Here is a 24,868-nt window from a genome sequence, read left to right as displayed (position 1 = left end):
CCCCCAGACCCCCGAGGTATTTAGGGCCAGATGAAGCAGGGGATCCTGCTGTCTTTCGAGATGGAGTGACTATGGGGCAGATGTTGAAATGTGTCTCGCCGATTGACGGGTCGGTTTTTGCGGAACGTGCGGTTCTGTCGCGCGATGGGGCGTTTGAGGCGGCGGCGCGGGCACGGGCGGCGCAGGCAGAGTGGGCTGCGCGGCCGTTGCAGGAGCGCGTTGATCTAGTGATGGCGGGCGTGGCAGCTGTTGGTGCGATGAATGACGAAATCGTTCCCGAACTGGCGCATATGATGGGGCGTCCCGTTCGTTATGGCGGGGAATTCGGCGGGTTCAACGAGCGCGCCAGTCATATGGCGCAGATTGCCGAGACGTCGCTTGCCGATATCGAAGTCGGCGAGGATGAGACCTTCAAACGTTACATTAAGCGCATTCCGCATGGGGTGGTGTTTGTGGTGGCGCCCTGGAACTATCCGTACATGACGGCGATCAACACGGTAGCACCGGCGCTGATTGCAGGGAATACCGTGATCCTGAAACACGCCACACAGACCCTGCTGGTGGGTGAGCGGATGGCACAGGCGTTCCGTGCGGCGGGGGTGCCGGAGGACGTGTTCCAGAACGTGTTCTTAAGCCATAATGTGACCAATGACCTGATCGCGGGCAATGCGTTCGACTTCGTGAACTTCACCGGTTCGGTCGGTGGCGGGCAGGCGATGGAGAACGCGGCGGCAGGTACCTTTACAGGCGTCGGGACTGAGCTGGGCGGTAAGGACCCCGGCTATGTGATGGACGACGCTGATCTGGATGCCGCCGTGGAAACTCTGATCGACGGGGCTATGTTCAACGCGGGCCAGTGCTGCTGTGGGATCGAGCGGATTTACGTGCATGAAAGTCTCTATGATGATTTCGTCGCCAAGGCGGCGGAGATCGTGAAAGGCTATAAGCTGGGCAATCCATTAGACGCTGAGACGACGATTGGTCCGATGGCTAACGTGCGGTTCGCCGACGAGGTTCGCGCGCAGATTGCCGAGGCTGTCGCAGCCGGGGCCGTCGCCCATATCGACACATTCCCCGAAGATGACGGTGGTGCCTACCTGACCCCACAGATCCTGACCAGTGTCACCCACGATATGCGCGTGATGCGGGACGAAAGCTTTGGCCCGGTCGTGGGCATCATGAAAGTGTCCTCGGATGACGAGGCGATCGCGCTGATGAACGATAGTGAGTTCGGCCTGACCGCCAGCCTCTGGACCCGCGATCTGGATCGTGCGGCGCGGGTCGGCGACCAGGTTGAAACCGGCACCGTGTTCCTGAACCGGGCCGACTATCTGGACCCGGGCCTGTGCTGGACCGGCTGCAAAAACACCGGGCGTGGGGGTGGTTTGTCGGTGATCGGCTACCACAATCTGACGCGTCCCAAATCCTACCATCTGAAGAAGGTGACATCATGAGCCTTGTTGGAAACTGGTCCTACCCGACCGCAATCAAATTCGGCGCTGGCCGGATCACGGAACTGCCTGAGGCCTGCGCGGCGGCCGGCATGAAGCGCCCTCTGCTGGTGACCGACAAGGGGCTGGCCGATCTGCCGGTCACCTCGGCGACGCTGGATATCCTGGAAGCTGCAGGGATGGGTCGCGGATTGTTCAGCGACGTGGACCCGAACCCGAATGAAAAGAACCTCGATGCGGGTGTTGCGGCCTATAAGGCAGGCGGCCACGATGGGGTGATCGCCTTTGGTGGCGGCTCGGGCCTGGATCTGGGCAAGATGGTTGCCTTCATGGCCGGTCAGACGCGGCCTGTCTGGGATTTTGAGGATATCGGCGACTGGTGGACCCGAGCGGACGCCGATGGCATCGCTCCGATCATTGCGGTGCCGACGACGGCGGGGACGGGGTCCGAGGTGGGCCGCGCCAGCGTCATCACCAATTCCGAGACGCACGCCAAGAAGATCATCTTCCATCCCAAGGTGCTGCCGACCGTGGTGATCTGCGATCCGGAACTGACCGTGGGGATGCCCGGGTTCATCACTGCGGGCACGGGGCTGGATGCCTTCGCGCACTGCGTCGAGGCGTTCTCGAGCCCGCATTACCACCCGATGAGCCAGGGTATCGCACTGGAGGGGATGCGTCTGGTGATGGAATACCTGCCACGCGCCTATGCCGACGGTTCCGATATCGAGGCCCGCGCCCAGATGATGAGCGCGGCGGCGATGGGTGCGACGGCGTTCCAGAAAGGCCTTGGCGCGATCCACGCCATGAGCCATCCGGTAGGCGCGGTGTTCAATACCCACCATGGCACCACCAACGCGGTCTGTATGCCTGCGGTGCTGGAGTTCAACGCGCCTGCCATCGCAGACCGTTTCCAGTCCGCCGCCGCATATCTGAACGTCAATGGTGGCTTTGACGGCTTTCGCGCCTTTGTGCAGGAGTTCAACGACTCTCTGGGTATCCCTCGCAAACTGTCCGATCTGGGCGTGACCCAGGCGTCGATCCCCGAACTGGTCCGGGGCGCGGTCATCGACCCGTCCTGCGGCGGCAACCCGATCGAACTGACCGAAGCCAACCTGACCACATTGTTTAAGGCCGCGTTGTAACGAGCTTGCCACTTGAAGAGCAGGGCACAGATACCGGCATGAGAGTTTACAGTAGCGAGAGGGGATATATGGACGAATAACATCTCGGCTTTGGTTAGGGCCAGGACCCATTGGTTTCCGATCCGCCGCGTGCTTCATGGCCCGAAAACGAGCGGTTAACATGTCTGATATCTTCTGGCTGAGCGATGTTCAGATGACGCGTTTGGAGCCTTGCTTCCCGAAATCCCACGGTAAGCATCGGGTCGATGATCGACGCGTTCTGAGTGAGATTATCTTCATCAATCGCAATGGCTTAAGTTGGCAAGATGCACTACGGGCCGCGCAAGACCCTTTACAATCGCTGGAAACGGTGGAGTGACAAAGGCATCTTTGCCAGGATTATGGTTGGATTGGCCGCTGAGCACGACGAAGAGAGGACCGTCATCTATTGACTATGTATCCTGACCCTAGTCTGCGTCACAGATACCTGTTGGAATCACGCTCATGGCTCGACCTATAAGCCAGGTCGGGGCATCGCCTTCCGACCAGGGTGAGTACTTGTTCATCACCTGCGAAAAGGCTTCGCTTTCCAGAAAGCGATCCAGCCACGCTATTAAATACGGCCATTCCTGTGCATCAAACCACGCCCGATCTATATGGGCAAATTGGCGCACAAATGGCAGAAGCGCCAGATCGGCAAGGGTGGGGCGATCTCCGAAAAGCCAGGGTTGCCCGGCCAGCCGTTCGTCGAGGTTCAGCAAATGGATTGCCGCTTTGTTACGCTCTGTTTTGGCGTCCAGTTCCGGGTATCGCGTGGCGTATTTTGTGTGATCCAATGCAGCCTTGAATGGACCATCATTTGCCTCGATCAGGTCCCAGCCTTCGCGAGGCATGTCCAATAACCGCTGCGGGTCATTATGTTCGAGCGCCCAGATCATGATGTCCAGGCTTTCGTCAAAAACGTGGTCCGGCAGGCGAAGTGCCGGCACTGTTCCGGATGGCGATGTCTGCAGGAAAGCCTTTGGTTTGTCCCGCAAGAGAACTTCGCGCAATTCGACTTTGACACCCGAGCTCACCAATGCGAGGCGTGCCCTTATTGCATATGGGCAGCGGCGGAACGTCCATAAGATCGGGTGATGAGCCATAGGTGGAATTATCTGAAATCCGCCAATAGGGTCAAACCTTTCATTTCTTGATGACGTTTTGATCTACCCCCTGGATCGACGTTTATGTATCTGCGAAACGACTTTTGAGGTCCGGGTAAGGGCGGTCAATCTGACGGCAAAGTCGCGCCGTAGTTCAATTTGTGCTATTGTAGTTTCGATTTCAGCGGACGAATTTACCATGTTAGCGCGCCAACTGCTATTAGGCTTTTGTGGATCGTGGAAACACCTGAGTTTCGTTTTGGTGTTCGGATTGGGTGCGGCGCTTTCTGAAACGTCTCATGCAAAACGTGTGGCCCTTGTGATCGGAAACGCACAATATGAGCATGTATCGAATATTCCGAACTCGGCAAACGACGCCAACGACATTGCCGCCGCTCTTGCGCGGATCGGCTTTGAGGTCACCGCAAGAAACGATCTCGACTACCGCGAAATGCGGCTGACATTGAGGGATTTCTCTGAGGAAATGGCCGATGCCGAGATGGCCTTGGTCTATTTTGCGGGCCACGGAATCGAAATCGACAACACGAATTACCTGATACCGACTAATGCCGAACTCAGGAGTGACAAGGATGTAGAATTTGAGGCAATCCGGCTTGAAACGGTTCTGAATGCTGTTTCGACCGCGAAAGGTCTTAAGCTTGTGATTGTCGATGCCTGTCGGAACAATCCGTTTGTGTCGGATATGGTTCGAACCAACGCAACCCGGTCGATCGGACAAGGGCTGGGTCGTATCGATCCCAGCGGTGTTCTTGTGGGCTATTCGGCGCGTGGCGGGACGTTGGCGCTGGACGGGGTCGGTCGAAACAGCCCTTACGCACAAGCCTTTCTCGAGCATATTGAGGTTCCCGGCCTGGAACTTGGAAAAATGTTCCGCAAGGTACGAGACACGGTCTACGACCTGACAGACGGATACCAGGAACCCTTCACTTACGGCTCGTTGCCCGGGCATGATATTTTCCTTGTGCCTGCAGCAGTCAAAGCGCCCATAGAAGCAGAAAAAAAGTCAATTGATACTGCCGTGGCTGCTCCCATTGATGAGCGCGAACAGTCAGCGCAACGCGTTCTGAGCGAAGCCATGAAGCTGGAAGACGAATTCGCAAAGCAGAACGCTTTTAGGTTGATTGCGCAGCTTTATCCAGACACACGCGCAGGGGAGTATTCTCAGCGGATTACGGATGTGGTCAGCCAAACTGATCGAAAGGTTGCCACACTCGTCACACCGAAAACGACGATCTCAATTCCTCGAAACGAAAGCCGCAAGGAAGGGTCTGCACCACCGCCGGTCTCAAACGCGGGTGTCGAGGACGGTCTTAATCTGAGCCGGAACGATTATCGGAGCATTCAACGCGGCCTGAACGCGCTTGGGTTTTCGGTCGGGTCGGTGGATGGGATATTCGGACCTCGATCGCGTGCCGCGCTCAAAAAGTTTCAAGGCAATAACGGCGCCGACAGCACCGGCTACCTGACCGCCGAGAGTGTTGCGGTACTGAAAAACGTTGCCAAGCCTGAGCCGAGAAAGCAAATTGACCAGCAAACGAGGGGTCAGACATTGGCGGCAATGCCCACGCCGTCCCCAAGCATTGCGTCTCAGAACACTTTTTACGGCGACTACGTCATCGAAGTCACAAGACGAGCGGACCCACGCTACAAAGGTGGAGAACTTGCGAACGATAAACCCAAAACGGTGTTGCGATTGGTATACCGAAAATCAGCCGCAGGGTTCCAACTCGTCAGCGCTCAGGACTTTACCAAGGGAGGGGCGTCGCGGTCCAAAAAGTACCGTGCATCGCTGTCAGACAAAGGAAAACTGCGTATCTCGGGAAACACGGGATATTTGTTTGGGAAATCCAGAGTTGTGCCATTTTCAATCACTCAGAAATTTTCGCCGGGATTTGTGAAAGGAAAGTCCATACGTTCCTCTCATGGTCGTTTTGACGACGCTTTCTTCGTCGACGTGACAATAACAAGACGCTGAAATACAACAGAATACGCAGCCCTCCAAAAGCCTCGTGTTTTCACTCAAGATGAGAGGCTTCAACCACCGGGATTTCCGTTTCACCATCATCGTGGAACAGTCCCGAAAGTACCGGCCAATCCAGTTTGGCGTCGATCAGGCGCGCAGTGTCGATCGTCATGCAGATCGGTCGCAGTCCGTCGTCCTCGGGCGGCAGTGTTTTGATCCAGCTTTCCAGTCGCGCGACGATGTTTAGCGTATCGCCAACGACATTGTAGTGCATGGACCCCCTGACACCGAGAGTTCCGCCGATCGCTTCGCCACTGTTCAGTGCAATTCGCAACCCATATTTGGGTTGATTGTGCAGTACGCCGTTCAATTCGATTACCGCAGAGCGCATGGCGCGCGCGCATCGCAATCCCGATTGTGCATCCGTCTTTCTTTGATCCTGTGTTTCGCTCGGGATCGGTGCACCGAACACCACCAGGATTCCGTCGCCGGTGTATTTCTCGACAAAGCCGCCGTGGTCACGGGCCACTTCACCCAATCGGTCCAGAAGGCGTGCGACCCACGCCATGAAATCTTCCGCGCCCATTGAGTTTCCAATGCGGGTGGAACCTTCGATATCGGCAAGCAGCGCGGTAACAAACACCCTGCGGGATTTGGGTTTGTCGCCGGACAGCAGATTCTTGCGCTGTTGCCAGATCTCGGCGGATAGCTCTTCGGACAGATGGGATGAAAAAACCTGGGCGATGGCGCGTCGTTGGTTGCGCGAAAACCCTGAAATTATTGCGAACCCGGACAGAAACCCAAATGTCCAGGCCAGCAAGGATGGAACCACAGGCGCCAACAGCGCAAATTGTTGAAAAGCTGACAGGCCGAAGGTGATCAGAACGCCGCCAACGAATGCGACCAATACCGCGTTGCCGGCAACCCGAACAAAGACTGAAACGCACGCCCCGGCACAGGCACAGGCGAGTATAATCAGTGAAGAAAAAAGCCCGTTCATTGAATCCAGCGGGGGTAGCCGTCCGATGGAATAATCGATGAGTTGCTGAAGGATAACGGCGTGAATTTCGGCGCCAAAGGTAAAGCTGGCGCCGGTCGAACGATTGAGAGGCGTTGAAAAATAGTCTTTTACGGAATGGCTTGTGATGCCGATGATAACCGCTTTTCCCTTAAATTGATCAAGGCCGATCCCGGCCAGTACGTCTGCTGCCGGTACGCTTTGCACAATCGGCAGTCTGTTCTTGTATTCGATGATGATCTGATAGCCTGCGGTATCGACTTTGCGAAACAGGTTTGAACCCTTTGCCAAAGGCTTCACGACGGTGTTGCCCAACATCAGTAGGCGCGGATTTTCAGGATCGGTTTTCAGTGCGGATTGCCCGGTATGGGTTGCGGCCAGTTGCAACGGCAACGACAACGAAATCCCATCCTGCGTATTGACCAGCAACAAGGCGCGCCGACCAACGCCGTCCGGGTCAATCGGAATGTCAGAGAACCCTGTTCGAGCACCAGCCGGGGCCTCAATTCGTACGCCTCGGTGATCGGGCAATTTCGATATCACAACAACCCGTGGATCGTTGAGAACGTCAAGCAGATCTTCCAGCCCTTCACCTGCGGGGACGTCCCTGTAAATATCGACACCTACGGTCGTCGCACCGGCGGCCAGTAAATTTCGAATTATCTGCGACAAATGGCTGTCGGGAACGGGCCAGCCCCATTCACCCAGATCTCGGTCGGAAACGGGGACCAGGACAACGTCCGCTATCGGTTCAGGATCGGCGGCGACCGTTGTTGTCCAGTCGTATTGGACAAGCTCAAGGGGTTCCAGCACGCCTCTCTGCCGAAGCTCAATCAACGTGACGCCGGTGATCAATGTGATGGCACCAACCAATACCCACCTTTGCCAGATCGGCATGAGCGATGAAGCTCTCTTCCAGACCCGGTTTCGGTTGGTCTGGGTCAAGAACCTACACCGGCTGCGACCATGAGTTGCTCGAATTGATCCGGCTTCGTCGCAATTATTCGCCCGCTGAGGCTAATGTCCACAAGTTCGGAAAGCGCATCGAACCAAAACCCTTCCGCTGCGGGGTTGTTGGATCTGTAGGTTTCCGGGAGGCGCTCGATCAAACCGGTTGCTCTGTGGGCAACGGTACCCGTGTTTTCGTCCACCAGCGTGACGTGCCATAGGTAAACCAGATTTGTGTCCAGCAAAACGTTCTGTCGGCCCAGATCCAACCCGTAATCGCCAGCGGCGAAAGGACCCTTAATCCGAAACTGCGGGCCATCCGCGCCGGAAGGTTTCAATCCCACTACCAAGTCCCCTCTGTGGCCACGCGTCAGCCGCCAAACCAAGGGCGGAGATGGCAAAGTTGTAAGTCCGCCATCTTCGGGAACCAGCAATTGCAGGGTCTCAGATGTCGTTTGTGATGGCACATCCCTGGTTCCTGCGCCCATTCGATCCCTTGGGGCGCCGATTTCAGGAGGAACGAAAATCACGTCGTCAGGGGGGGCGGGGTTTTCCTGTTCGCCGGCGGCCAGTGCAATCCCGTCGGCAATCAGCGGGTAGACCATTGAAAGGAAAAATGCAGTTACTGAAACTCTGATCCACGACACATGAAGCCTCGCGAAGTAAACAATTAAGCCAAACATTGATGTCTCAGCGTAGGCTCGAATCCTATCGGAGTCCAGTTCGGCCCCGGCAAACCGTTACTCCTACCATCGGTACGGCGAGTGCAACTTTGGCATGCCGGGTCACAGCGCCGTTCGGTCGTCCGGTGCTTCTGGTGGGATGCGCAGGTATAGACGCAACAACCACTCGCGCACCGTGTCCGGCATTTTACCGCTGCCGATCAAAACGCCCTCGAACAGGCTTTCCGCGGAATGCACCCCCAGTCTCCGATAGGCTTCGAATTGATGCTCGTCAAAGAACTGATCAAGGGTGGATTGGTTTGGAAAGGCCGGGTTGGCGTCCTGATAAGTTTGAATAAGTGCGGGTTCGTTCCCTGTGACAGCGGTCTTGATGTAGAGCATGACGGCCTTGCATCCGTCGGGGTTGATGAGATCGGGATAGATCACATCACACATGATCCCATGATCCCATGAGCCGGAGCTAATCCGGTATCAGGATCAACGCGCAGGTCGTCAAGTTTGGGTTCGATGCGAATGCCAAAGTCAATTCTCGCGTGCCGCGCAAGGGTGAGCAACGTATCGAATTTGCCGTTTGGATCGGCACTTGCATCGATGGCGACGATAAATCGGCAGCGCCGCCGTAAGAGTCCGTAGACGCCCGAATTCTCCAGATGTGCGCCATCTGTCAGCATAACCCAGGGTTCGTCGGCATCCATCCGGTACGCGAACATTTCGCGCAGCAATTGCCAAGCACCGGGTACTTTACGTAAGCCTTTGTAGGTCAGATGTGGATTGAGCACCCAGAAGCCCAGCCGCACATTGAGAAAAGACAAAAGGGCCCGCGCGGCTGAGATGCTGAGAAGTCCCATTTGTGGTGCAACGGCAGCACCGGAAATCGCAACAGCTGTTGCCAGATCAAGCGTTTCGTTCCGCGAAACCCATTTAGGCGTCTCGGTGTACCGCGTGACAGGCGAGCCGCAAAAGCGCCGCGAGAACAAGAAGAAATCCCCTTTGCGTTCACGTAGTTTGGGCAGTTTGCTCGAGGGCAAGTTCACCACTGCATTCATAAGTAAATATGGGGCTTTGCCCTGTGGGTCGATCTCTGAGATGGGAATATTGTTCCTGTTTTTGCCGGACCGCGCGTGCATGAGTTGCGAAACACTTGCCTTCCACCTTGCGGCAACGGTCTTGATGCCTTTTGCGCCGGACTCGCGGGTCGCTGTCCGGTCATCCGGTTCCGGCAGTTGCACAAAGGTCCGGCGCAGCCCTTCGCGGTAAAGCCAATGGGGACCTGTCCAATTTATGTCCGCGCGGAACACTGCTGTGGCAACCAAAACAGAGGTCAGAACAAACGCGGCGCCGGTATGCGTAACGCCCGCCAGAATGGGATGGGTTGAGTTTGCAAACAGCGGACCGGTAGTGCCGCTGAAAGAATAGAGCCAAAACCCGAACAATATCGAGAGTAGCGGAATCGAAATAGCCGCTAGCGTCAACGCGATATTGTTTCCGACGCGACGAACCCAGACCGTTCCCTGACTGATCCCAGGACGCTGCGAGCGGAAATTCGGCGCATCACCGAGAATGATTTTTCTGCGGGTGACGAGGAGTTTATGGCGGGAATGACGGCCCTTGCTGTGCCCGTTCGAGATGGGCAGGGCAGGTTGGTGGGCACATTTTCTGTTCACGCCCCCACCCAACGTCATGACGTCAAAAGCCTGATGTCGTTTCTGGAGATACTGCAAAAAGGGGCGGATGAGCTTTCGGCAGTGTTTGCCGAGTGGCATTCCGAACCGCTGGTGCAGGTTTTCGACAGGGCTTAAAAAATACGAAAGGCCAAAGACAATTCGACGGCCTATCAATGAGTTTTTCTGCACGTCCCTTGCGTGAAAGCCGCCTTGCATGCAAAGCCTTTTACGTCAGTTTTTCCCAGTCACAGGAATGACCAGATGCAAATGCGCAAACTTGGACGACGTGGCCCTAGCGTCAGTGCTGTAGGGTGTGGGGGCATGTCATTCAGTGATTTCTACGGGCCTGCAACGGATGAGGGCTCGGCGGCGGTTCTGGATGCATGTTTGGAATTGGGTATCACCCATATCGACACCTCCAATGTCTATGGTATGGGCCGGTCGGAATCTGTGATCGGCGATTGGTTGAAACAGCGCGGTGGCGAAAACCCGTTCACCATCGCCACCAAGGGCGGCATCACCAGAAACCCCGATCAACTCTTCAACAACGATCCTGCGCATTTGCGTGAAGCACTTGAGGGCAGTCTGACCCGTCTGGGTGTCGAGGCAATCGATCTCTATTATGTCCACCGACGCGACACGCGCTTTGAAATTGAGGACGTGGCTGAAACCATGGCCAGCTTTGTCAAAGAGGGTAAAGTCAGGGCCGTGGGCTGGTCCGAGGTGGCACCATCCTCTGTCCGGCGTGCACATGCCGTATACCCTGTGTCGGCGGTGCAATCGGAAATTTCCTGTCAACCAGGGCACCGGATCTGGGGCTGATCCAGACGTGCAAAGATATCGGGGCCGCGCTGGTGGCGTTTTCACCGGTGGGCCGGTCATTGCTGACTGATCGGCCACATACGATCGACCGCGTGGCTGAGATGCCGTTTCTGAAGGCCACCCCGCGGTTCAACGAACCCAACCTGAGCGCCAATGTCGCCCAGACCGAAGCGTTCCGTAAGCTTGCCTCCGACTTGGGCGTGCCGGCTGCAACCTTGGCCATAGCCTGGGTATTGCAGCGCGCCGAGTATGTTCTGGCCATCCCGGGCACCCGCAAGACGGAACACCTGCGCGAACTGGCAAAGGGCGGGGAACTGGTTTTGTCGCAAGACGTGCTGGACAAGATCGACACGATCCTTCCGGTGGGATGGGCGCATGGCGACCGGTATTCCTATGCTCAGTGGGCCGGGCCTGAGCGCTATTGCTGAAGCCGCAAAAAGGGGGGCTTTTGCGCAGCGCGATTAAACCCGTTGGAACGTGGGGTTTGCAAAAACCGTCGGCTGCATCTGGCTAAGCAAGGGTAACATTGACGGTGGCTTCAAGCCCCTGGGGTCCGGTTTCATAGACCATGGATACGCTTTCGGCCTGAGGGATCGTCAAGCGCCGAAACAGGCCGTCGCGACTGTTTTCGGAATTTCCGGCCTCGTAAAACTGCGTGGTCAGCCTTTCGCGCCCGGTTTCATCAAACACTTTCACATGGATATGTGGCGTGCGTCCGGGGTATTTCCCCGGTTTGATCGTGCGGAAGGAATAGAACCCCTCAGCACTTGTGACATCGTGGCCAAATCCTTGAAACCCCTGGTCATATTCTACAGCCCGGTCATCCCCGGTATGCAGGTATTTTCCGTTCATGTCACATTGCCAGATTTCGATCCTGTGCCCGGCCAACGGATTGCCGGCGGCATCAATCATCCGTCCTTTGAGCGTAAAGATTTCGCCTCCGGCTTCACGCACCTGCCCCGAGATTTTCACGAGGTCATTGTCGACATCAGGAAACCGCATGTCCGTTTCGGGGTAAAACGGACCTTCGCTGGCCCGCGGGGTTTGCGCCGCCGCTTCGGAGGATTTGACCAGCGCAACACTCCCGCCCAGAGCCAGCAGCCCGGTCAACATTTTCCGACGTGTTCTGCCAGGCTGTCTCATGACCGCTCCTTTTGAAACGTTCAAAGGTGCTAGCCGGGTGCGGCTGACACCGATACCAACAATATAGCACGAAAGCCCCTGCAAAGCCGTTATCAGCAAACATTACCAAATTCGCGAAGAGGGTACGGGTTGTAGATAAACATATCGTTGCAGATGAAACGATATTGATTTATTCTATGCTAAGTATGCAACTCGATGAATTTTTTCCATACCGATTGGCTGTGGCGTCTGAAGCGTTCTCCAGAAACCTGACAGACGTCTATGAGCGCGAACTGGGTCTCTCGCGAGAGGAGTGGCGATTGCTGTTTCTGCTGGCAAACGCGGAAAGCATGACGTCTCTGGACTTGGCGCGGCGCACGACTCTGGACAAAGTGCAGGTCAGCCGGGCGGCCAAGCGCCTTGACCAAAAGGGGCTGATCCTTCGCGAGACCTCGGACGAGGACCGCAGAATCCGGGTCTATCGCTGTACCTCTGAAGGGTTCCGCCAGTTTCAGCATCTGGAGCCAAAGGTGCGGGAACAGGCCAACCGTATGCTTGACGCGCTGACGCCGGAGGATCGCGATGCGTTGGAGCGGGGCATATCGGCGCTGATGAAAGTGGCCAAAACCGACTGATCAAAAAAAGGACAGAGGTCGAAATGACCTCTGCCCGTTTCTGTCACTGCTGGTCGATGGCCGCAAGCAGCGTACCGGTACAGGGGCCAAACCCGATCCGATAATCGTTACCTTGCGCCGCACCGCGCAGGGTCAGGGTATCGCCGTCTTCCAGAAAGCTGCGCTCGTCTCCACTGTCCAGTGTCAGGGGCTCTTTGCCGCCCCAGCTGAGTTCCAGCAGGCTGCCGCGGTTTTCCTTTTCCGGGCCGGAAATCGTACCCGACCCAAGCAGATCGCCCACGCGCATCGGGCAGCCGCTGGTCGTGTGATGTGCCAGTTGCTGGGCCGCGGAATAATACATCTCGTCGTAGTTGGTGCGTGCGATGACCGTTTCTGCCGCACCGTCGGGTTGCAGGCCGACCTCAAGCGCGATGTCATACAGCATCGGGCCTGGTTCCTGCAGATAGGGCAGCAATTCCTTTTCGCGCTCGGGCGTGGAGGTGCGGAAGGGCTCCAGCGCCGCTTTGGTCACGATCCAAGGGCTGATCGTGGTTGCGGTGGCCTTGGCCTGAAACGGGCCGAGCGGCTGGTACTCCCACGCTTGAATATCCCGCGCGGACCAGTCGTTGAGCAGGACATAACCAAAGATCATGTCATCGGCCTGTTGAACCGAAACTGGCCCGTTCGAAGGTTGCCCAACGATCGCGCCCATTTCCAGTTCGAGATCAAATCGCCGCGACGGCGCAAAGATCGGCGCCTCCATATCGGGGCCCTTCAGTTGTCCCCACGGGCGGCGTATATCGGTGCCGCTGACCACGACCGAGGATGCACGACCGTTGTAACCGATCGGGATATGCAGCCAGTTGGGGGGCAGGGCGTTTTCAGGACCGCGGAACATGGTGCCGACATTGAACGCGTGATTGCGGCCGGCGTAGAAATCCGTGTATTCGGCAACGTCGAACGGCATTGCCATCGTGACCGAGCCCATCGGTACCAGATAGGCGGTCAGTTCCTCCTTACGGGCCGAGCCAGCAGCCAGTGCCTCGGTCAGCATGGCGCGGAATTCACCCCAGATATTGGCGCCTAGCGCCATGAAGCCATTCCAGGATCCGCTTGCAAAAACGGACGCCTTGGGCAGATCGAGTTTACCGTCCGCCTCCATCCGCGTGAGGTCGAGGATCATGTCTCCGATGGCCACGCCACAGTGCAGCGCGTCCGTTTCGGTTCTGAATACGCCATAGGGCAGGTTGTTGAGCGGAAAGTCGGTCGTGGCAGAGTTCGCGCTTTCGACCCATGAGGGCAGGAGGTTTGTCATGGTTACACCTTTAAGCCGCGTCGGGCTGGTTTTCGGGGCGCGCGTCGTTGAACGCCGCTATGGAAAGGGCGCGCTCCTCGATTTCGAGAAGGCGGGGGTAGGGAGATATGTCCACGCCCCAGCGATGGGCGTTGTAAAGCTGGGCAACAAGGCAGATATCGGCAAGGTCGGGTCTATCCCCAAAGCTGAATGCCGTGCCCTTTGGTAGCAAGGACTGATAGGCGGCAAAGCCTTCGGTCATCCAATGGCGGAACCAGTCAAGCTGGCCATCGGCCGTAAGACCCATATGTGTCTTGAGGTAGGTTAGAACCTTGAGGTTGTTCACCGGGTGGACATCCAGCGCAATGGTCTGTGCAGCGGCCTGCACGCGGGCGCGCTGCAGCGGATTTGTCGGCAACAGCGGCGGTTCGGGCACCGTGGCGTCCAGATATTCGATAATCGCGAGCGACTGGGTCAGAACGCTGCCATCCTCAAGAACAAGGGTCGGAACACCCTTGCCGGGATTGAGGGCGGTGTAGTCGGGGGCGCATTGCTCTCCGGCGATCAGATTAACCGGGCAGGTTTCATAGCTGAGACCTTTGAGGTTCAGCGCAATCCGGACCCGGTATGAGGTCGTCGAGCGCCAATAGGAGTAGAGTTTCATGACCTCACCCAGTCGTTCCTTATGTACTGCCAATATCCGTCGGCAATCATGTCCCGCGCCGGATCGGACACCCGGCGCGGGGCAGTGCATCAGGTGGTTTTGTTAAGTTCTTTGGCGTGAAGCCAGTCGGCGTGTTTCGGCGCTTTCTTGGTTTTCGACCAATCTTCGAGCATCAGCCATTTCACTTCGTCCATCCGCGCCAGCATCGCCTCTTCCTCTGGATCGGGGCAGGCCAGTTCGATCCGGTGACCGGAGGGATCGAAGAAATAGATCGAGTGGAAGATCGAATGGTCGGTAACCCCAAGAACCTCGACGCCGTTGGCCTCAAGATGCTCTTTGAACTCGATCAGGGTTGCGCGATCTTTGACCTTGAAGGCGATGTGCTGCACCCAGATCGGCGTATTCGGATCGCGGCCCATCTCGGGCTTGGTGGGCAGTTCGAAAAATGCCAGAACATTGCCGTTACCGGCATCCAGGAACAGATGCATGTAGGGGTCCGGTTCATGAGTCGAGGGCACGTGGTCCTCGGCAATGGCCAGAATGAAATCCATGTTCAGCATTTTGCCGTACCACTCGACGGTCTCCTTGGCGTCTTTACAGCGATAGGCGACGTGGTGAATTTTCTCGATTTTCATCGTGTCCTCCTTTCCGAAGGGGTTGGGTCAGCGCGGTTCACATCAGTCCCACAAGCCAGAGCGACAGTGAGGGGATAAGGATAAGCAGGGCCAGCCGCAGGATGTCGGCGATCCAGAAGGGCAGGACGCCCTTGAAGATGGTCGCCAGCGACACATCCTGAAGTACGCCTTTGAGCACAAAGACATTCATGCCGACCGGCGGTGTGATCAGGCTGATCTCGGTCGCGACAACAACCACGATGGCGAACCAGATCAGCGCGTTTTCGGGATCGAGCAGCAGTTCGTTGGCAAACTCCAGCTCGAACATCAACGGGTAGAAGACCGGGACTGTCAGCAGGATCATCGACAGGCTTTCCAGCACGCAACCAAGCACCATGTAGACCAGAATGATGAACACGATCACGGCCCAGACCGGCATTTCGTTGTCGATCACAAAGCTGGACAGCGCGTCAGGCAAACCGGCAAAGTTGATGAAATTGGTGAACAGCTCGGCCCCGATGATGACGGCAAAGATCATCGCCGTGGCGCGGATGGAATCCATCGTGGCGGCGAAGAACCCGCTCCAGGTCATCGACCGCAAGGCCACAGCGATCAGCACCGATGCGCCAGCGCCCATGCCTGCTGCTTCGGTTGGCGTGAAGAACCCGCCATAAATCCCGGTCATGATGAACAGGAACAGGCCCAGCACGCAAAAGACGCCAACCAGATCGGTGCGGCTCATCGGTTCGGTGTTCTCTTCCTCGGGCGCCAGCGCGGGGTTCACGCGAACCGCGACCATGACAGCGCCAAGATACAGCACCACGCCGATGATGCCCGGGATGATCCCAGCGATGAACAGCTTGGCGATGTTGGTTTCGGTCAGCAGACCATAGATGATCAGGATCACCGAGGGCGGGATCAGGATACCCAGCGTACCACCGGCTGCAATCGAGCCGGTGGCCAGTCTGTCATCATAACCGAACTTGCGCATCGACGGCATCGCCACCTTGGACATGGTCGCAGCCGTCGCCAGCGAAGACCCGCACACGGCAGAGAAGCCACCGCAGGAAAAGACCGACGCCATGGCAAGGCCGCCGCGCAGCTTGCCGAACAGCCGGTCAGCGCCGGCAAACAGGCCATGAGCCACGCCGGACCCGGCCAGCACGTTGCCCATGAAGATAAACAGGGGAATGACCGACAGGCTGTAGGACAGCGCAGTGTCGAACGCCACCTGGCCCGTCATCGCCCAGGCCGGTTCCCAGCCGCGCAAATAGGCAAAGCCGAACCCGCCAACCGCTGCCATGGCAAAGGCAATCGGCACCCGCAACAGGATCAGCCCCAGCAGGACGGCAAAGCCGATCAGCGATTCAATCATGGCAGAGCCTCCGGAGGGGTTTGATTGGTGTCACGCTCTTTCGGCGGTTGCAGGCCGCGCAGAAAGGCGATGAAGGCCGAGACCATACAGGACGCACCAGCCAGATAGCCGAAGGGGGCCAACGGGATTTCAAGCGCGTTGCTGACCGCGCCGTCATGGGCGGACTTGGCCGCATGGGTAAACAGCCGCCAGGCGAAGGTGGCCAGAAGGGCTGCGGAAAACAGTCCGGCAAAGGCCGAAAGCAGACGTTGAGTATGCTTGCCGAGAACCATGTTCAGCAAGTCGACCTCGATATGTTCGCGTCGCTCTGTCGTGAGGGGCAAGGCCAGAAAAACCAGAGCGGCAAGCAGAATTTCAGTAAGCTCGAATGCGCCAGCCAGCGGCGCATTCAGAAAGTAACGCCCGATCACATCCACACAGGTGATGAGAATGAGGCAAAACAGGATCATAGCGGCGCCCGCGCCAAGCGACCGGTCGAGCAGTAGCCCGATATCCAGCCCCTCTTCCGGGGGCTGGTCTGGGAAACGATGGCGAAGCCGCTCCATGGATCAGAAGTCCACGCCAGCTTGCTTGCGCAGCTCTTGCAGGGCTGCAGTGCCGTCATAACCATCAGCCGAGATCGCCTCGGACCACGCTGTTTCGGCATCTGCGGCCTGAGATTTGATCGCATCAACCACGGCGGCCGGGGCGTCATAGACTTCGATCCCCGCCTTTTCAGCGGCGGCGCTGCCTTTTTCATCGGCACCGACCCAGGCTTCGCCCACCAGCGCGGCAAAAGCCTCGCCCGAGATCGCTTCGATCGCGGCCTGATCCTCTGCCGAGATTCCGTTCCACTTGTCCTCGTTCATGACCATGAACCAGGTGGTGTTATAAAGGCCACCGGGCACTGTCATGGTGTATTTGACGTCTTCGGTCAGCTTGAAGGCGGCAAGAGCGTCATAGGGGAAGGTCACCCCGTCAATCACGCCACGCGACAGCTTTTCGTAGACCTCGCCCGAGGACATGAAGAGCGTCGTGGAGCCCATGCCCGACATCAGATCAGAGATATAGCCGCCGGGAACACGGATTTTCAGGCCGGCAAAATCATCGGTTGTTTCGATCTTGCGGACGTTGTTGTGCAGCATACCGGGGCCGTGCACGAACAGGCCCAGAAGCTTGGTGCCTTCATGCTCTTTCTGTGCTTCCAGCGGACCGGCGTAAACGTTCCAGAACGCCTTGGAACCCGCAACTGCGTCATCACCGATGAACGAAAACTGGCCGATGCGCGAGCGTGTGAAGCGGTCATCCGTGGTAAAGGAATGCAGGCCATAGGTGATGTCGGCAATACCGTCTGCGGCCATATCGTAATGCGCGGGCGGCGGGCCCAGCGGTTTGGCCAGAACACGGACGGTTACGCGCCCTTCCGTGACCTCTTCAACCTGTTTGGCCCAGGGTTTGATCGCGCCCGATACGATCGGATGGCGCGGCGGCAGCCAGCTGGACAGGGCCAGGGTGGTTTCGGCCATTGCGCTTGTCGCAAGCGACAGGGCGATGGTTGTTGCGCCAACGCAGGCGAGAGCACGGGTTTTCAGGGTCATTTTCATAGTCTCCTCCCTATGAAGTGTTAGGTTTCGGCGGCTTTGATTGCAGCGCTCAGAACCGAGCGCTCGCCGATGTGATTGGCCAGGATCAGGATCAGGCGGGCGCTTAGTGCGTCGCTCTGGTCTTTTTCCAGACCGTCATGGGCGGTCAGAAGCTCGGCATAGAAGTCATCGACGCCATCAATGTTTGGGGTCAGGATCAGGTCAGTCATGGGGCTTACTCCTTGCCGACCGCGCGTCGGATCGCGGCGCGGATTGCATTTTCGTCAAAGCCAGGGCGGCGGGCGGCCACATGCTGATCCGGGCGGATCAGGTAGACCGCGCTGTCGGCATCACCGAGATACCGCTTTTTCAGGGCGCCGGTTTTGTCATCCTTGACCGAAAGGGCCAGGCGGGTGACCTGCACACCGTCTTCCTCGATCATGTCGGGGGCATCGGCGTCGATGGTCAAAAGGATGAATGTGTCACCCAGTTTGGACAACAGGAAATCGTCCCCCAGCGGTGCGTCCGGGCACACCGATCCAGGGCGTGACCGCGCAGGGCCGTCCAGAGCATCTGCCGAGTTGAGCGGCGAGCCGTCATAGGTGCAGGGCACCGACAGGCGGCCCGAATTCACCATCGGGCGCGCAAATTCGTACTTATCGGACAGCGACAGCACGGCGTCGCGCAGAATGCGGCTGGTATCGGATTTCGGGGTGATGAAATCGGTCGAGCGGGTTGAGTTCAGAATGTTCTCATCTGCGCCGTGGATGCGCTCGATGTCATATGTATCCAGCAAGCTTTCGGGGGCTTCACCGCGCATGACCATGCCCAGTTTCCAGCCGAGGTTGTCGACATCCTGCATGCCCGAGTTTGCACCGCGCGCGCCAAAGGGCGACACTTGATGCGCCGCGTCGCCGGCAAAGAACACGCGACCGTGGCGGAAGCTGTCCATGCGCTTGCACTGGAAGGTATAGATCGAGGACCAGACCATATCATATTCGACACCTTCACCCAGGAACGCATCGAGGCGGCGGCGGATGTTTTCCTCTTTCATCTCTTCTTTGCGGTCGACATCCCAGCCGATCTGGAAATCCACGCGCCAGACGTCGTCGGGCTGCTTGTGCAGCAGGGTGGACGCGCCCGACCCGTGGGTTGGTTCGAACCAGAACCAGCGCTCGGTCGGGAAGCTGTCGTTCTTCATCTTGATGTCGGCAATCAGGAAGCTGTCCTGAAACACTTTGCCGGTGAAATCCAGGTCCAGCATCGTGCGCAGCGGCGATGAGGCACCGTCGCACCCGATCAGCCAGTCCGCCTCAAGCGTGTAGGGGCCGTCCGGGGTCATGATCGACAGGGTGACGTGATCGTCATGCACTTCGACCGCATCCACGCGGTTCTTGCCGCGGATTTCGATCGGTGCGCCCTGCGCCTGCAGCTCTTCAAACCGGTCAAGCTGGTAGCTTTCGTAATAGGGCTGCTGCATGTTGATGAAGGCGGGGTATTCATGGCCTTCTTCGGGCAGCAGGTTGAATTCGAAAACCTGATCCTCTTTGTGGAAGACCTTGCCAAGGTTCCAGACAACGCCTTTGTCGACCATCGGTTTGCCGCAGCCATAGCGGCCTGCGACCTCAAGGCAGCGTTTTGCGAAACAGATCGCGCGGGACCCCATGCCGACGCCTTCGTGGTCGTCGAGCACCAGTGTGGGAACGCCCTGACGCCCAAGATCAAGCGCGGTTGCCACGCCAATCGGCCCTCCGCCCATAACAACGACGGGGTGGCGGACTGGGGCCGCGGCGTCCTGGTCGGTCGATTTTTTGTAGGGATAACGCTTGTAGGCGAGCGTGTATCTGTCATCGAACATCGGTTTTGTCCTCTGGCTGCGCGCGTTTCGTTTTCAGGAAACCCGGCCAATCGGCCGGGCGGTTTGCCTTAGCCTTGCAGGGCCTCCCACATCTCCAGATCACGCTGCGCGGTCCAGATGCGGGGGGTATCGATACCGCGAGCCTCGTCATAGGCGCGGGCGACGTTGAAAGGCAGGCAGTGTTCGTAGATCGCGTAATCGGCGAATTTCGGATCGCATTCGGCCCGAACAGCATCCCAGGCCTCTTTCAGCGACCCTCCGCGCGCTGCCACCTTTGCGGCGGGGCGGTAGGTGCTTTCGACGAAGTCACGGGTGTTTTCGATGGCGGCGTTGACCATGTCCTTACCGATCAGCGCATCCCCGCGACCCGGCGCGATGGCATCGACGTCGAACCACTTGATTTCATCCAGCGTATCGCCCCAATCGCTGAAATGCCCGTCACCGCAATAGCAGGCCGAGTGGTATTCCACGATGTCGCCGGTGAACATCACGTTCTGATCGGGTACGTGGATGACGATATCACCCGCGGTATGGGCGCGGCCCAGGTGCATCAGATCGATCCGGCGGTTGCCCAGGTAAACGGTCATCGTGTCGCTGAAGGTTGTGGTGGGCCAGGTCAGACCGGGAATGCTCTCATGCCCTTCGAACAGGCGGGGGAAGCGCTGAAATTCGCTGTCCCAATCCTCTTTGCCGCGTTCCACGACCATTGCACGCGCCGTGTCGGACATGAGGATCTGTTGTGCGCCGAAGGCACTGGCGCCCAGCACGCGGACCGCGTGGTAGTGGGTCAGAGCCACATGGGTGATCGGTTTGTCGGTGACAGAGCGGACGCATTCGATCACCTTGTTGGCCAGACGCGGTGTGGCCTGGGCCTCGACGATCATCACACTGTCATCGCCGATGATCACGCCCGAGTTGGGATCGCCTTCGGCGGTGAAGGCATACAGGCCATCGCCGACCTCGGTGAACGAAATTTTCTTTTCCGACATGTCCCCCTGGGACGCGAATGCCTTGGCCATGTGTATCCTCCAAAGACGCGATGCAGCCGGATTTTGGTTCGTTTTTAACGGAATCGGCTATATCGTTACATTTGCAACAATCTTGTTTCATTTGAAACGAAAGTCAACGAAAAATCAGATTGCCCCGAAAAGAAGCCTGTCGACCATATCTTTTCAACAGATTGGAAAAGCTCTTCGGGCGCAAATCCGGGGAAGGTGCCACATACGGCCCAAGATCTCAGGCAGGATCCGATGGTGAGTGAGGGCCGTGCGGCATTCTACTCGCCAGGCGAGCACCACCACCACATTGCGGGCAATACCTAAAGCGGCCGGTCGCACGAGGTGCACAACCCCGTGATTCAACCGGACGACTGTCAAAGCTGCAATCGCCGGTTAAACCTCGCGACCAGTCTTGCGGAGGTAAAAAGCCTGTCACCCTCGGCTGACAATTCCAGTTTCGACCCATTCATCAAATCGGGCCAAAACGGCGTCGCAAAATGCTGCGTCGTTGATGTGCACATTCAGCTCGGTCATTGGCACCCGGCCCGGCATGACCTTGCGGGCCTCGTCAACCATGTCGGCAAGCGCTTTGGGGTCATGGGCCTCTTCGCCTTCCTTGTCCCATGCCTCGACGCCCTGCACGGGCAGGAAGAAATGAACCGGCCCGGCTGCAGCGTCCAGCCGGTTTGCCAGTTCCCGCATCCAGGCCCGGCGTTCCTCGCCATTGAAGACCGAACTTTTGATCAGGCGGTTATGCTCGTGAAAGGGGCGATCCGCATATTGGTCCGGGATCTCCTGCCAGCCCGCAAAGTCCAGCAGGTCGAGTGCGCCCGGGGCCACCATCTGTGGCGTGCCAATGCGCCCGGCATTGGTGACGCGATCCTCTCCGCTTGAGACCACAGAGCCTGCCAACAAGTTGCCGAATTCCTGCATGCAGAAATCCATCACGCAGGCAAACGCACCCTCGGCGGCCAGTTTCTCGAAGGCCATGCCGCCCATGCCGGTCGAGTGAAACACCGCGACCTCAAAGCCGCGTTCTTCCAATGCTGGTTTCAGGGTTTTCATGTAGCGCAGGCAGGACGACCCAAGGCTGGTCATGCCGATCAGAGGTTTGCTGCGATCCGGCGCGATGGCGGCTTTGGCCGCGCCGACCACGGCCCCTGCGGCCTGGGCCAGCGAGGATCGGCAGATCGAGTTCATACCGTATAACCCCCCGGCCCACAGGATCATCTGAATGTCCGGGGCCAGCCGATGCGGCGGGATCAGCGGCGAGAAACTGACGGTTGAAACGATATATTTCGGCACCCCCATCGGCAGCGCCTGTGCGCAATCCAGCGCAAGATCGGTGCCCATGGTGCCGCCGGTGGCCAGCATTCCGTCGAACCGTCCATCGGCATAGGCTTGTGCTACCACTTTGGCGGCACCGGCAGACATGACGCGGAACGCCTTGTTCTCGTCCCCCAGCGCGATCACCTCGTCGATGGTCATGCCTTCGGCGGCGGCGACATCGTGTTTCGAGATATCGGTCGGTTTCGCCGGATCGCCCAGAACGGACACGTCCATCGTCAGTACATCCCCACCCTGCGCCCGTACGGTGTCTTCGATGAACCGCATCTCGGGCTCTTTGGTATCGTATGTCCCGATCAGCAGGATCGTTTTGTTGGTCATTGGTTTCCTCCCGTCCATGCGTGTAATCCGAGGTAGCGCGTCAGCAGGCCCCGGGCGGTTTCAATGAACCGCATATTGCGTGTCTCTGATCCGTCTTCACCCATCCGGGACGATATCCAGCCCACATAAGTCGCCGCGCGCAGGGCCATGAACAAATCGAGATGTTCGACGTCGATCGCCCGTTCCGATCGGTATCCTTCAAGCAAAGCCTTTTGCAGAGCGTCATAGTCTGGCTCGTTCAGGTTTTTCAGCAGCGCCGTGGCGATGTCGAACAGGCGGAATCCGAAGCCGGCATCGTCGAAGTCGATCAGCCAGAGCTTGTCGTCCTGGACCATCACGTTTTCACGCACCAGATCGGCGTGGATCAGGCCGTAATCCAGATAGCCTTCGATCCGTTGCAAGTGACTGTTTGCCGCCTCGCGGAACGCGGTGAAAAGGGCGCGATCGTCTGCGGTTAACGAGGGGTTCTCCCAAAACCGATCCCACAGAGGAGTATCGCCCAGCAGCCCGGCACGGTCCCAGGACCAGCGCGAAAACCCATCGGGTCGGGTCCAGGCATCGCTGATCTTGTGCAGCTTTGCCATCTCACGCCCGAGGGCCCGAAAAACCCCGGCGCGGTCTTCGTGATCAATTCCCCCACCCGTCGAGCCCAGAGGGCGACCGGGCAGCCAGTCCAGCATATCGACCTGAACGCCGCCCAACAGATGCAGATAGCGGTCATCCGTAGCCGGTACGGGCGTGGGCACACCGACACCCTTCGCGCCAAGTTCGGCAATCCACCGAAGCTCGGACCGCAAGGCGGCATCCGAATGCAAGCCCCGACGGTGCAGGCGCAGGGCAAAGCTATTCTCACCGATCTGCACGCGGTAGACATGGTTTTCCCGCGCCGCGACCAGCGACCACTCGGCACCGTCCATACCCCAAAGGGTCAAAGCCTTTTCGACAATCGGAGTCATAGGGTCAGCGGGGTTTCGGCCAAAACCTCGTCCAGCGTGTCAAACAGCAGATCGGCATTTTCTTTCGAGAACGGCATCGGCGGCCGGATTTTGAGCGTGTTCTTGTGGCGGCCGAGTTTCGAATGGATGATCCCCCGGTGCCGCATCGCGTTGATTACCCGATCGGTGAACTCGCTGGCCGGTTCCCTGCTTTGACGATCCAGCACCATTTCGGCCCCGAATATCAGGCCCGAGCCGCGCACGTCGCCGATGACATCGTATTTCTGCTGCAAGGCCGTCATGCGCGCGCGGGCGTGATCGCCCACCGCCTTGGCATTGGCGACAAGGTTCTTTTCCTCGATCTCTTCCAGCACCGCCATCGCTGCGGCGCAGGACACGGGGTTGCCGCCAAACGTGTTGAAGTACCGATAGCCCTTGCGGAACGCGGTCAGGATTTCGCTGCGCGTCACCACGCCGCCCACCGGATGGCCATTGGCCATCGGTTTGCCCATGGTCATGATGTCCGGCACGACGCCCATTTTCTGATGCGCCCACATATGGGTGCCAGTGCGGCCAAAGCCGGATTGCACCTCATCACAGATCAGCAGGCCACCGGCCTTGCGCACCACTTCGGCCGCGGGTTTCAGCCAACCCTCGGGATGGTCTGGGAAACCTTCGTTCAGGAAATAGGGGCAAAGGACCAAAGCGGCAAAGCCGATGCCGGACTTTTCATGTTCGGCAATCTGTTCGGCCACGGAATCGGCGAACTTGCGGCCTTCGGGGTCCGGATTGCGATAGCTGTCGGATGCCTCGACAAACCGGAAATACTGATCCAGACCAAAGCCAACCGTCGGCACGTTCGACTTGCTCAACTGGCTGACCAGAGAGGTGTTGCCGTGATAGGTCGCATCCGTGGCAATGATGCCGCGCTTGCCGGTCATGCCTTCGGCCATGCGCAGGGCGATGTCGTTTGCCTCGGACCCGGTGCAGGTCAGGATGGCGGAGTCCAGCGAAGCATCCATCGTGCCGGTCAGTTTTTCGACATAGTCCAGAATGCCGTCATGCAGATAGCGCGTATGGGTGTTCAGCGTCGATGCCTGACGGCAGATCGCCTCGACCACGCGCGGGTTGCAGTGGCCGACATGCGGGACGTTGTTGTAGCAATCCAGATATTTGCGCCCGTCCGCATCCCATAGCCAGACACCGTCGCCCTTCACGATATGAAGCGGCTCGTCATAAAAGGTCGGGATATTTGGGCCCAGCAGCCGTGCCCGGCGGTCGACAAGCGCGGCGGATTTCGGGGAAAGCGTCATGCGGTCGGCCCT

General features: G+C 58.2%; 22 protein-coding genes and 2 pseudogenes. 6 read left to right on the top strand and 18 right to left on the bottom strand.

Annotated elements, in window-relative coordinates; translation table 11 throughout:
• Positions 1-71 precede the first annotated feature (71 nt).
• From ACOQFT_RS08070 to ACOQFT_RS08060, 3 genes and pseudogenes are all read left to right on the top strand, one after another.
• Complete coding sequence (locus tag ACOQFT_RS08070; RefSeq protein ID WP_421597429.1) at positions 72-1,454, top strand: aldehyde dehydrogenase family protein; 1,383 nt, start codon at positions 72-74, stop codon at positions 1,452-1,454.
• Positions 1,451-2,596, top strand: coding sequence for an iron-containing alcohol dehydrogenase (locus ACOQFT_RS08065; RefSeq protein WP_421597428.1), 1,146 nt, complete (start codon positions 1,451-1,453; stop codon positions 2,594-2,596). The genes ACOQFT_RS08070 and ACOQFT_RS08065 overlap by 4 nt, the downstream gene beginning before the upstream one ends.
• 160 nt (positions 2,597-2,756) lie before the next feature.
• A pseudogene (locus ACOQFT_RS08060) lies at positions 2,757-3,021 on the top strand (transposase); the annotation flags it as partial.
• 21 nt (positions 3,022-3,042) lie between these two features.
• On the opposite strand, the gene ACOQFT_RS08055 reads toward ACOQFT_RS08060, so the two are convergent.
• Entirely contained in the window at positions 3,043-3,720 is a 678-nt protein-coding gene (locus tag ACOQFT_RS08055) for a glutathione S-transferase (protein ID WP_421597427.1), read from the bottom strand.
• A gap of 199 nt (positions 3,721-3,919) precedes the next feature.
• Here ACOQFT_RS08055 and ACOQFT_RS08050 point away from each other — a divergent pair, with 199 nt between their 5' ends.
• Positions 3,920-5,716, top strand: a complete 1,797-nt coding sequence (locus tag ACOQFT_RS08050) for a caspase family protein (protein ID WP_421597426.1) — start codon at positions 3,920-3,922, stop codon at positions 5,714-5,716.
• Between the two features lie 40 nt (positions 5,717-5,756).
• Here ACOQFT_RS08050 and ACOQFT_RS08045 read toward each other — a convergent pair whose 3' ends face one another.
• From ACOQFT_RS08045 to ACOQFT_RS08030, 4 genes are all read right to left on the bottom strand, one after another.
• Positions 5,757-7,619, bottom strand: a complete 1,863-nt coding sequence (locus tag ACOQFT_RS08045) for a CHASE2 domain-containing protein (RefSeq protein WP_421597425.1) — start codon at positions 7,617-7,619, stop codon at positions 5,757-5,759.
• Between the two features lie 44 nt (positions 7,620-7,663).
• Positions 7,664-8,353 (bottom strand): DUF928 domain-containing protein, encoded by a 690-nt coding sequence (locus tag ACOQFT_RS08040; RefSeq protein ID WP_421597424.1) that lies wholly within the window; start codon positions 8,351-8,353, stop codon positions 7,664-7,666.
• Between the two features lie 102 nt (positions 8,354-8,455).
• Complete coding sequence (locus ACOQFT_RS08035; RefSeq protein ID WP_421597423.1) at positions 8,456-8,788, bottom strand: hypothetical protein; 333 nt, start codon at positions 8,786-8,788, stop codon at positions 8,456-8,458.
• Positions 8,776-10,233: a hypothetical protein gene (locus ACOQFT_RS08030; protein WP_421597422.1), complete on the bottom strand. Its 1,458-nt coding sequence runs from the start codon at positions 10,231-10,233 to the stop codon at positions 8,776-8,778. Before ACOQFT_RS08030 ends, ACOQFT_RS08035 begins: the two co-directional genes overlap by 13 nt.
• 45 nt (positions 10,234-10,278) lie before the next feature.
• On the opposite strand from ACOQFT_RS08030, the pseudogene ACOQFT_RS08025 reads away from it, so the two are divergent.
• Positions 10,279-11,267, top strand: a pseudogene (locus ACOQFT_RS08025) (aldo/keto reductase).
• A gap of 82 nt (positions 11,268-11,349) precedes the next feature.
• Here ACOQFT_RS08025 and ACOQFT_RS08020 read toward each other — a convergent pair.
• Entirely contained in the window at positions 11,350-11,982 is a 633-nt protein-coding gene (locus ACOQFT_RS08020) for a hypothetical protein (RefSeq protein ID WP_421597421.1), read from the bottom strand.
• A gap of 176 nt (positions 11,983-12,158) precedes the next feature.
• Here ACOQFT_RS08020 and ACOQFT_RS08015 point away from each other — a divergent pair, with 176 nt between their 5' ends.
• The gene (locus ACOQFT_RS08015) at positions 12,159-12,596 is read left to right on the top strand and encodes a MarR family winged helix-turn-helix transcriptional regulator (RefSeq protein ID WP_421597420.1); all 438 of its coding nucleotides are present in this window, start codon (positions 12,159-12,161) and stop codon (positions 12,594-12,596) included.
• 43 nt (positions 12,597-12,639) lie between these two features.
• On the opposite strand, the gene fahA is transcribed toward ACOQFT_RS08015, so the two are convergent.
• The 12 genes from fahA to ACOQFT_RS07955 form a co-directional block, all read right to left on the bottom strand.
• Positions 12,640-13,890, bottom strand: coding sequence for a fumarylacetoacetase (gene fahA / locus ACOQFT_RS08010; protein ID WP_421597419.1), 1,251 nt, complete (start codon positions 13,888-13,890; stop codon positions 12,640-12,642).
• Between the two features lie 10 nt (positions 13,891-13,900).
• The gene (gene maiA / locus ACOQFT_RS08005; protein WP_421597418.1) at positions 13,901-14,533 is read right to left on the bottom strand and encodes a maleylacetoacetate isomerase; all 633 of its coding nucleotides are present in this window, start codon (positions 14,531-14,533) and stop codon (positions 13,901-13,903) included.
• Positions 14,534-14,622: 89 nt separating this feature from the next.
• Positions 14,623-15,168: a VOC family protein gene (locus tag ACOQFT_RS08000; RefSeq protein ID WP_421597417.1), complete on the bottom strand. Its 546-nt coding sequence runs from the start codon at positions 15,166-15,168 to the stop codon at positions 14,623-14,625.
• A 37-nt stretch (positions 15,169-15,205) separates the two neighbouring features.
• Positions 15,206-16,522, bottom strand: a complete 1,317-nt coding sequence (locus ACOQFT_RS07995) for a TRAP transporter large permease (protein ID WP_421597416.1) — start codon at positions 16,520-16,522, stop codon at positions 15,206-15,208.
• On the bottom strand, positions 16,519-17,067 hold the full coding sequence (locus ACOQFT_RS07990) for a TRAP transporter small permease (RefSeq protein WP_421597415.1): 549 nt from the start codon (positions 17,065-17,067) through the stop codon (positions 16,519-16,521). The genes ACOQFT_RS07995 and ACOQFT_RS07990 overlap by 4 nt, the downstream gene beginning before the upstream one ends.
• A gap of 3 nt (positions 17,068-17,070) precedes the next feature.
• On the bottom strand, positions 17,071-18,099 hold the full coding sequence (locus ACOQFT_RS07985) for a TRAP transporter substrate-binding protein (protein ID WP_421597414.1): 1,029 nt from the start codon (positions 18,097-18,099) through the stop codon (positions 17,071-17,073).
• A gap of 26 nt (positions 18,100-18,125) precedes the next feature.
• Positions 18,126-18,314 carry a DUF2783 domain-containing protein gene (locus ACOQFT_RS07980; RefSeq protein ID WP_421597413.1) on the bottom strand — a complete coding sequence of 63 codons (189 nt, stop codon included), beginning with the start codon at positions 18,312-18,314 and terminating at the stop codon, positions 18,126-18,128.
• Positions 18,315-18,319: 5 nt separating this feature from the next.
• Entirely contained in the window at positions 18,320-19,942 is a 1,623-nt protein-coding gene (locus tag ACOQFT_RS07975; RefSeq protein WP_421597412.1) for an FAD-dependent oxidoreductase, read from the bottom strand.
• Positions 19,943-20,010: 68 nt separating this feature from the next.
• On the bottom strand, positions 20,011-20,961 hold the full coding sequence (locus ACOQFT_RS07970; protein ID WP_421597411.1) for an MBL fold metallo-hydrolase: 951 nt from the start codon (positions 20,959-20,961) through the stop codon (positions 20,011-20,013).
• Between the two features lie 411 nt (positions 20,962-21,372).
• Positions 21,373-22,608, bottom strand: coding sequence for a Tm-1-like ATP-binding domain-containing protein (locus ACOQFT_RS07965; protein ID WP_421597410.1), 1,236 nt, complete (start codon positions 22,606-22,608; stop codon positions 21,373-21,375).
• Positions 22,605-23,564: a phosphotransferase enzyme family protein gene (locus ACOQFT_RS07960; protein WP_421597409.1), complete on the bottom strand. Its 960-nt coding sequence runs from the start codon at positions 23,562-23,564 to the stop codon at positions 22,605-22,607. Before ACOQFT_RS07960 ends, ACOQFT_RS07965 begins: the two co-directional genes overlap by 4 nt.
• A complete protein-coding gene (locus ACOQFT_RS07955; protein WP_421597408.1) occupies positions 23,561-24,856 on the bottom strand; it encodes an aspartate aminotransferase family protein in 1,296 nt (431 codons plus the stop codon). Before ACOQFT_RS07955 ends, ACOQFT_RS07960 begins: the two co-directional genes overlap by 4 nt.
• Between the last annotated feature and the right edge of the window lie 12 nt (positions 24,857-24,868).

Origin of the sequence: Ruegeria sp. MALMAid1280 (assembly GCF_049195285.1) — a bacterium.
Classification (GTDB): domain Bacteria; phylum Pseudomonadota; class Alphaproteobacteria; order Rhodobacterales; family Rhodobacteraceae; genus Ruegeria.
Note: the sequence above shows the minus strand (reverse complement) of the source record. Positions and strands in the feature narration are given on the sequence as shown.

Coding starts and splice junctions, on each gene's coding strand:
- ACOQFT_RS08070 (WP_421597429.1), top strand. CDS start 72: ATGGGGCAGATGTTGAAATGTGTCTCGCCGATTGACGGGTCGGTTTTT.
- ACOQFT_RS08065 (WP_421597428.1), top strand. CDS start 1,451: ATGAGCCTTGTTGGAAACTGGTCCTACCCGACCGCAATCAAATTCGGC.
- ACOQFT_RS08055 (WP_421597427.1), bottom strand. CDS start 3,720: ATGGCTCATCACCCGATCTTATGGACGTTCCGCCGCTGCCCATATGCA.
- ACOQFT_RS08050 (WP_421597426.1), top strand. CDS start 3,920: ATGTTAGCGCGCCAACTGCTATTAGGCTTTTGTGGATCGTGGAAACAC.
- ACOQFT_RS08045 (WP_421597425.1), bottom strand. CDS start 7,619: ATGCCGATCTGGCAAAGGTGGGTATTGGTTGGTGCCATCACATTGATC.
- ACOQFT_RS08040 (WP_421597424.1), bottom strand. CDS start 8,353: ATGTTTGGCTTAATTGTTTACTTCGCGAGGCTTCATGTGTCGTGGATC.
- ACOQFT_RS08035 (WP_421597423.1), bottom strand. CDS start 8,788: ATGTGTGATGTGATCTATCCCGATCTCATCAACCCCGACGGATGCAAG.
- ACOQFT_RS08030 (WP_421597422.1), bottom strand. CDS start 10,233: ATGCAAGGCGGCTTTCACGCAAGGGACGTGCAGAAAAACTCATTGATA.
- ACOQFT_RS08020 (WP_421597421.1), bottom strand. CDS start 11,982: ATGAGACAGCCTGGCAGAACACGTCGGAAAATGTTGACCGGGCTGCTG.
- ACOQFT_RS08015 (WP_421597420.1), top strand. CDS start 12,159: ATGCTAAGTATGCAACTCGATGAATTTTTTCCATACCGATTGGCTGTG.
- fahA (WP_421597419.1), bottom strand. CDS start 13,890: ATGACAAACCTCCTGCCCTCATGGGTCGAAAGCGCGAACTCTGCCACG.
- maiA (WP_421597418.1), bottom strand. CDS start 14,533: ATGAAACTCTACTCCTATTGGCGCTCGACGACCTCATACCGGGTCCGG.
- ACOQFT_RS08000 (WP_421597417.1), bottom strand. CDS start 15,168: ATGAAAATCGAGAAAATTCACCACGTCGCCTATCGCTGTAAAGACGCC.
- ACOQFT_RS07995 (WP_421597416.1), bottom strand. CDS start 16,522: ATGATTGAATCGCTGATCGGCTTTGCCGTCCTGCTGGGGCTGATCCTG.
- ACOQFT_RS07990 (WP_421597415.1), bottom strand. CDS start 17,067: ATGGAGCGGCTTCGCCATCGTTTCCCAGACCAGCCCCCGGAAGAGGGG.
- ACOQFT_RS07985 (WP_421597414.1), bottom strand. CDS start 18,099: ATGACCCTGAAAACCCGTGCTCTCGCCTGCGTTGGCGCAACAACCATC.
- ACOQFT_RS07980 (WP_421597413.1), bottom strand. CDS start 18,314: ATGACTGACCTGATCCTGACCCCAAACATTGATGGCGTCGATGACTTC.
- ACOQFT_RS07975 (WP_421597412.1), bottom strand. CDS start 19,942: ATGTTCGATGACAGATACACGCTCGCCTACAAGCGTTATCCCTACAAA.
- ACOQFT_RS07970 (WP_421597411.1), bottom strand. CDS start 20,961: ATGGCCAAGGCATTCGCGTCCCAGGGGGACATGTCGGAAAAGAAAATT.
- ACOQFT_RS07965 (WP_421597410.1), bottom strand. CDS start 22,608: ATGACCAACAAAACGATCCTGCTGATCGGGACATACGATACCAAAGAG.
- ACOQFT_RS07960 (WP_421597409.1), bottom strand. CDS start 23,564: ATGACTCCGATTGTCGAAAAGGCTTTGACCCTTTGGGGTATGGACGGT.
- ACOQFT_RS07955 (WP_421597408.1), bottom strand. CDS start 24,856: ATGACGCTTTCCCCGAAATCCGCCGCGCTTGTCGACCGCCGGGCACGG.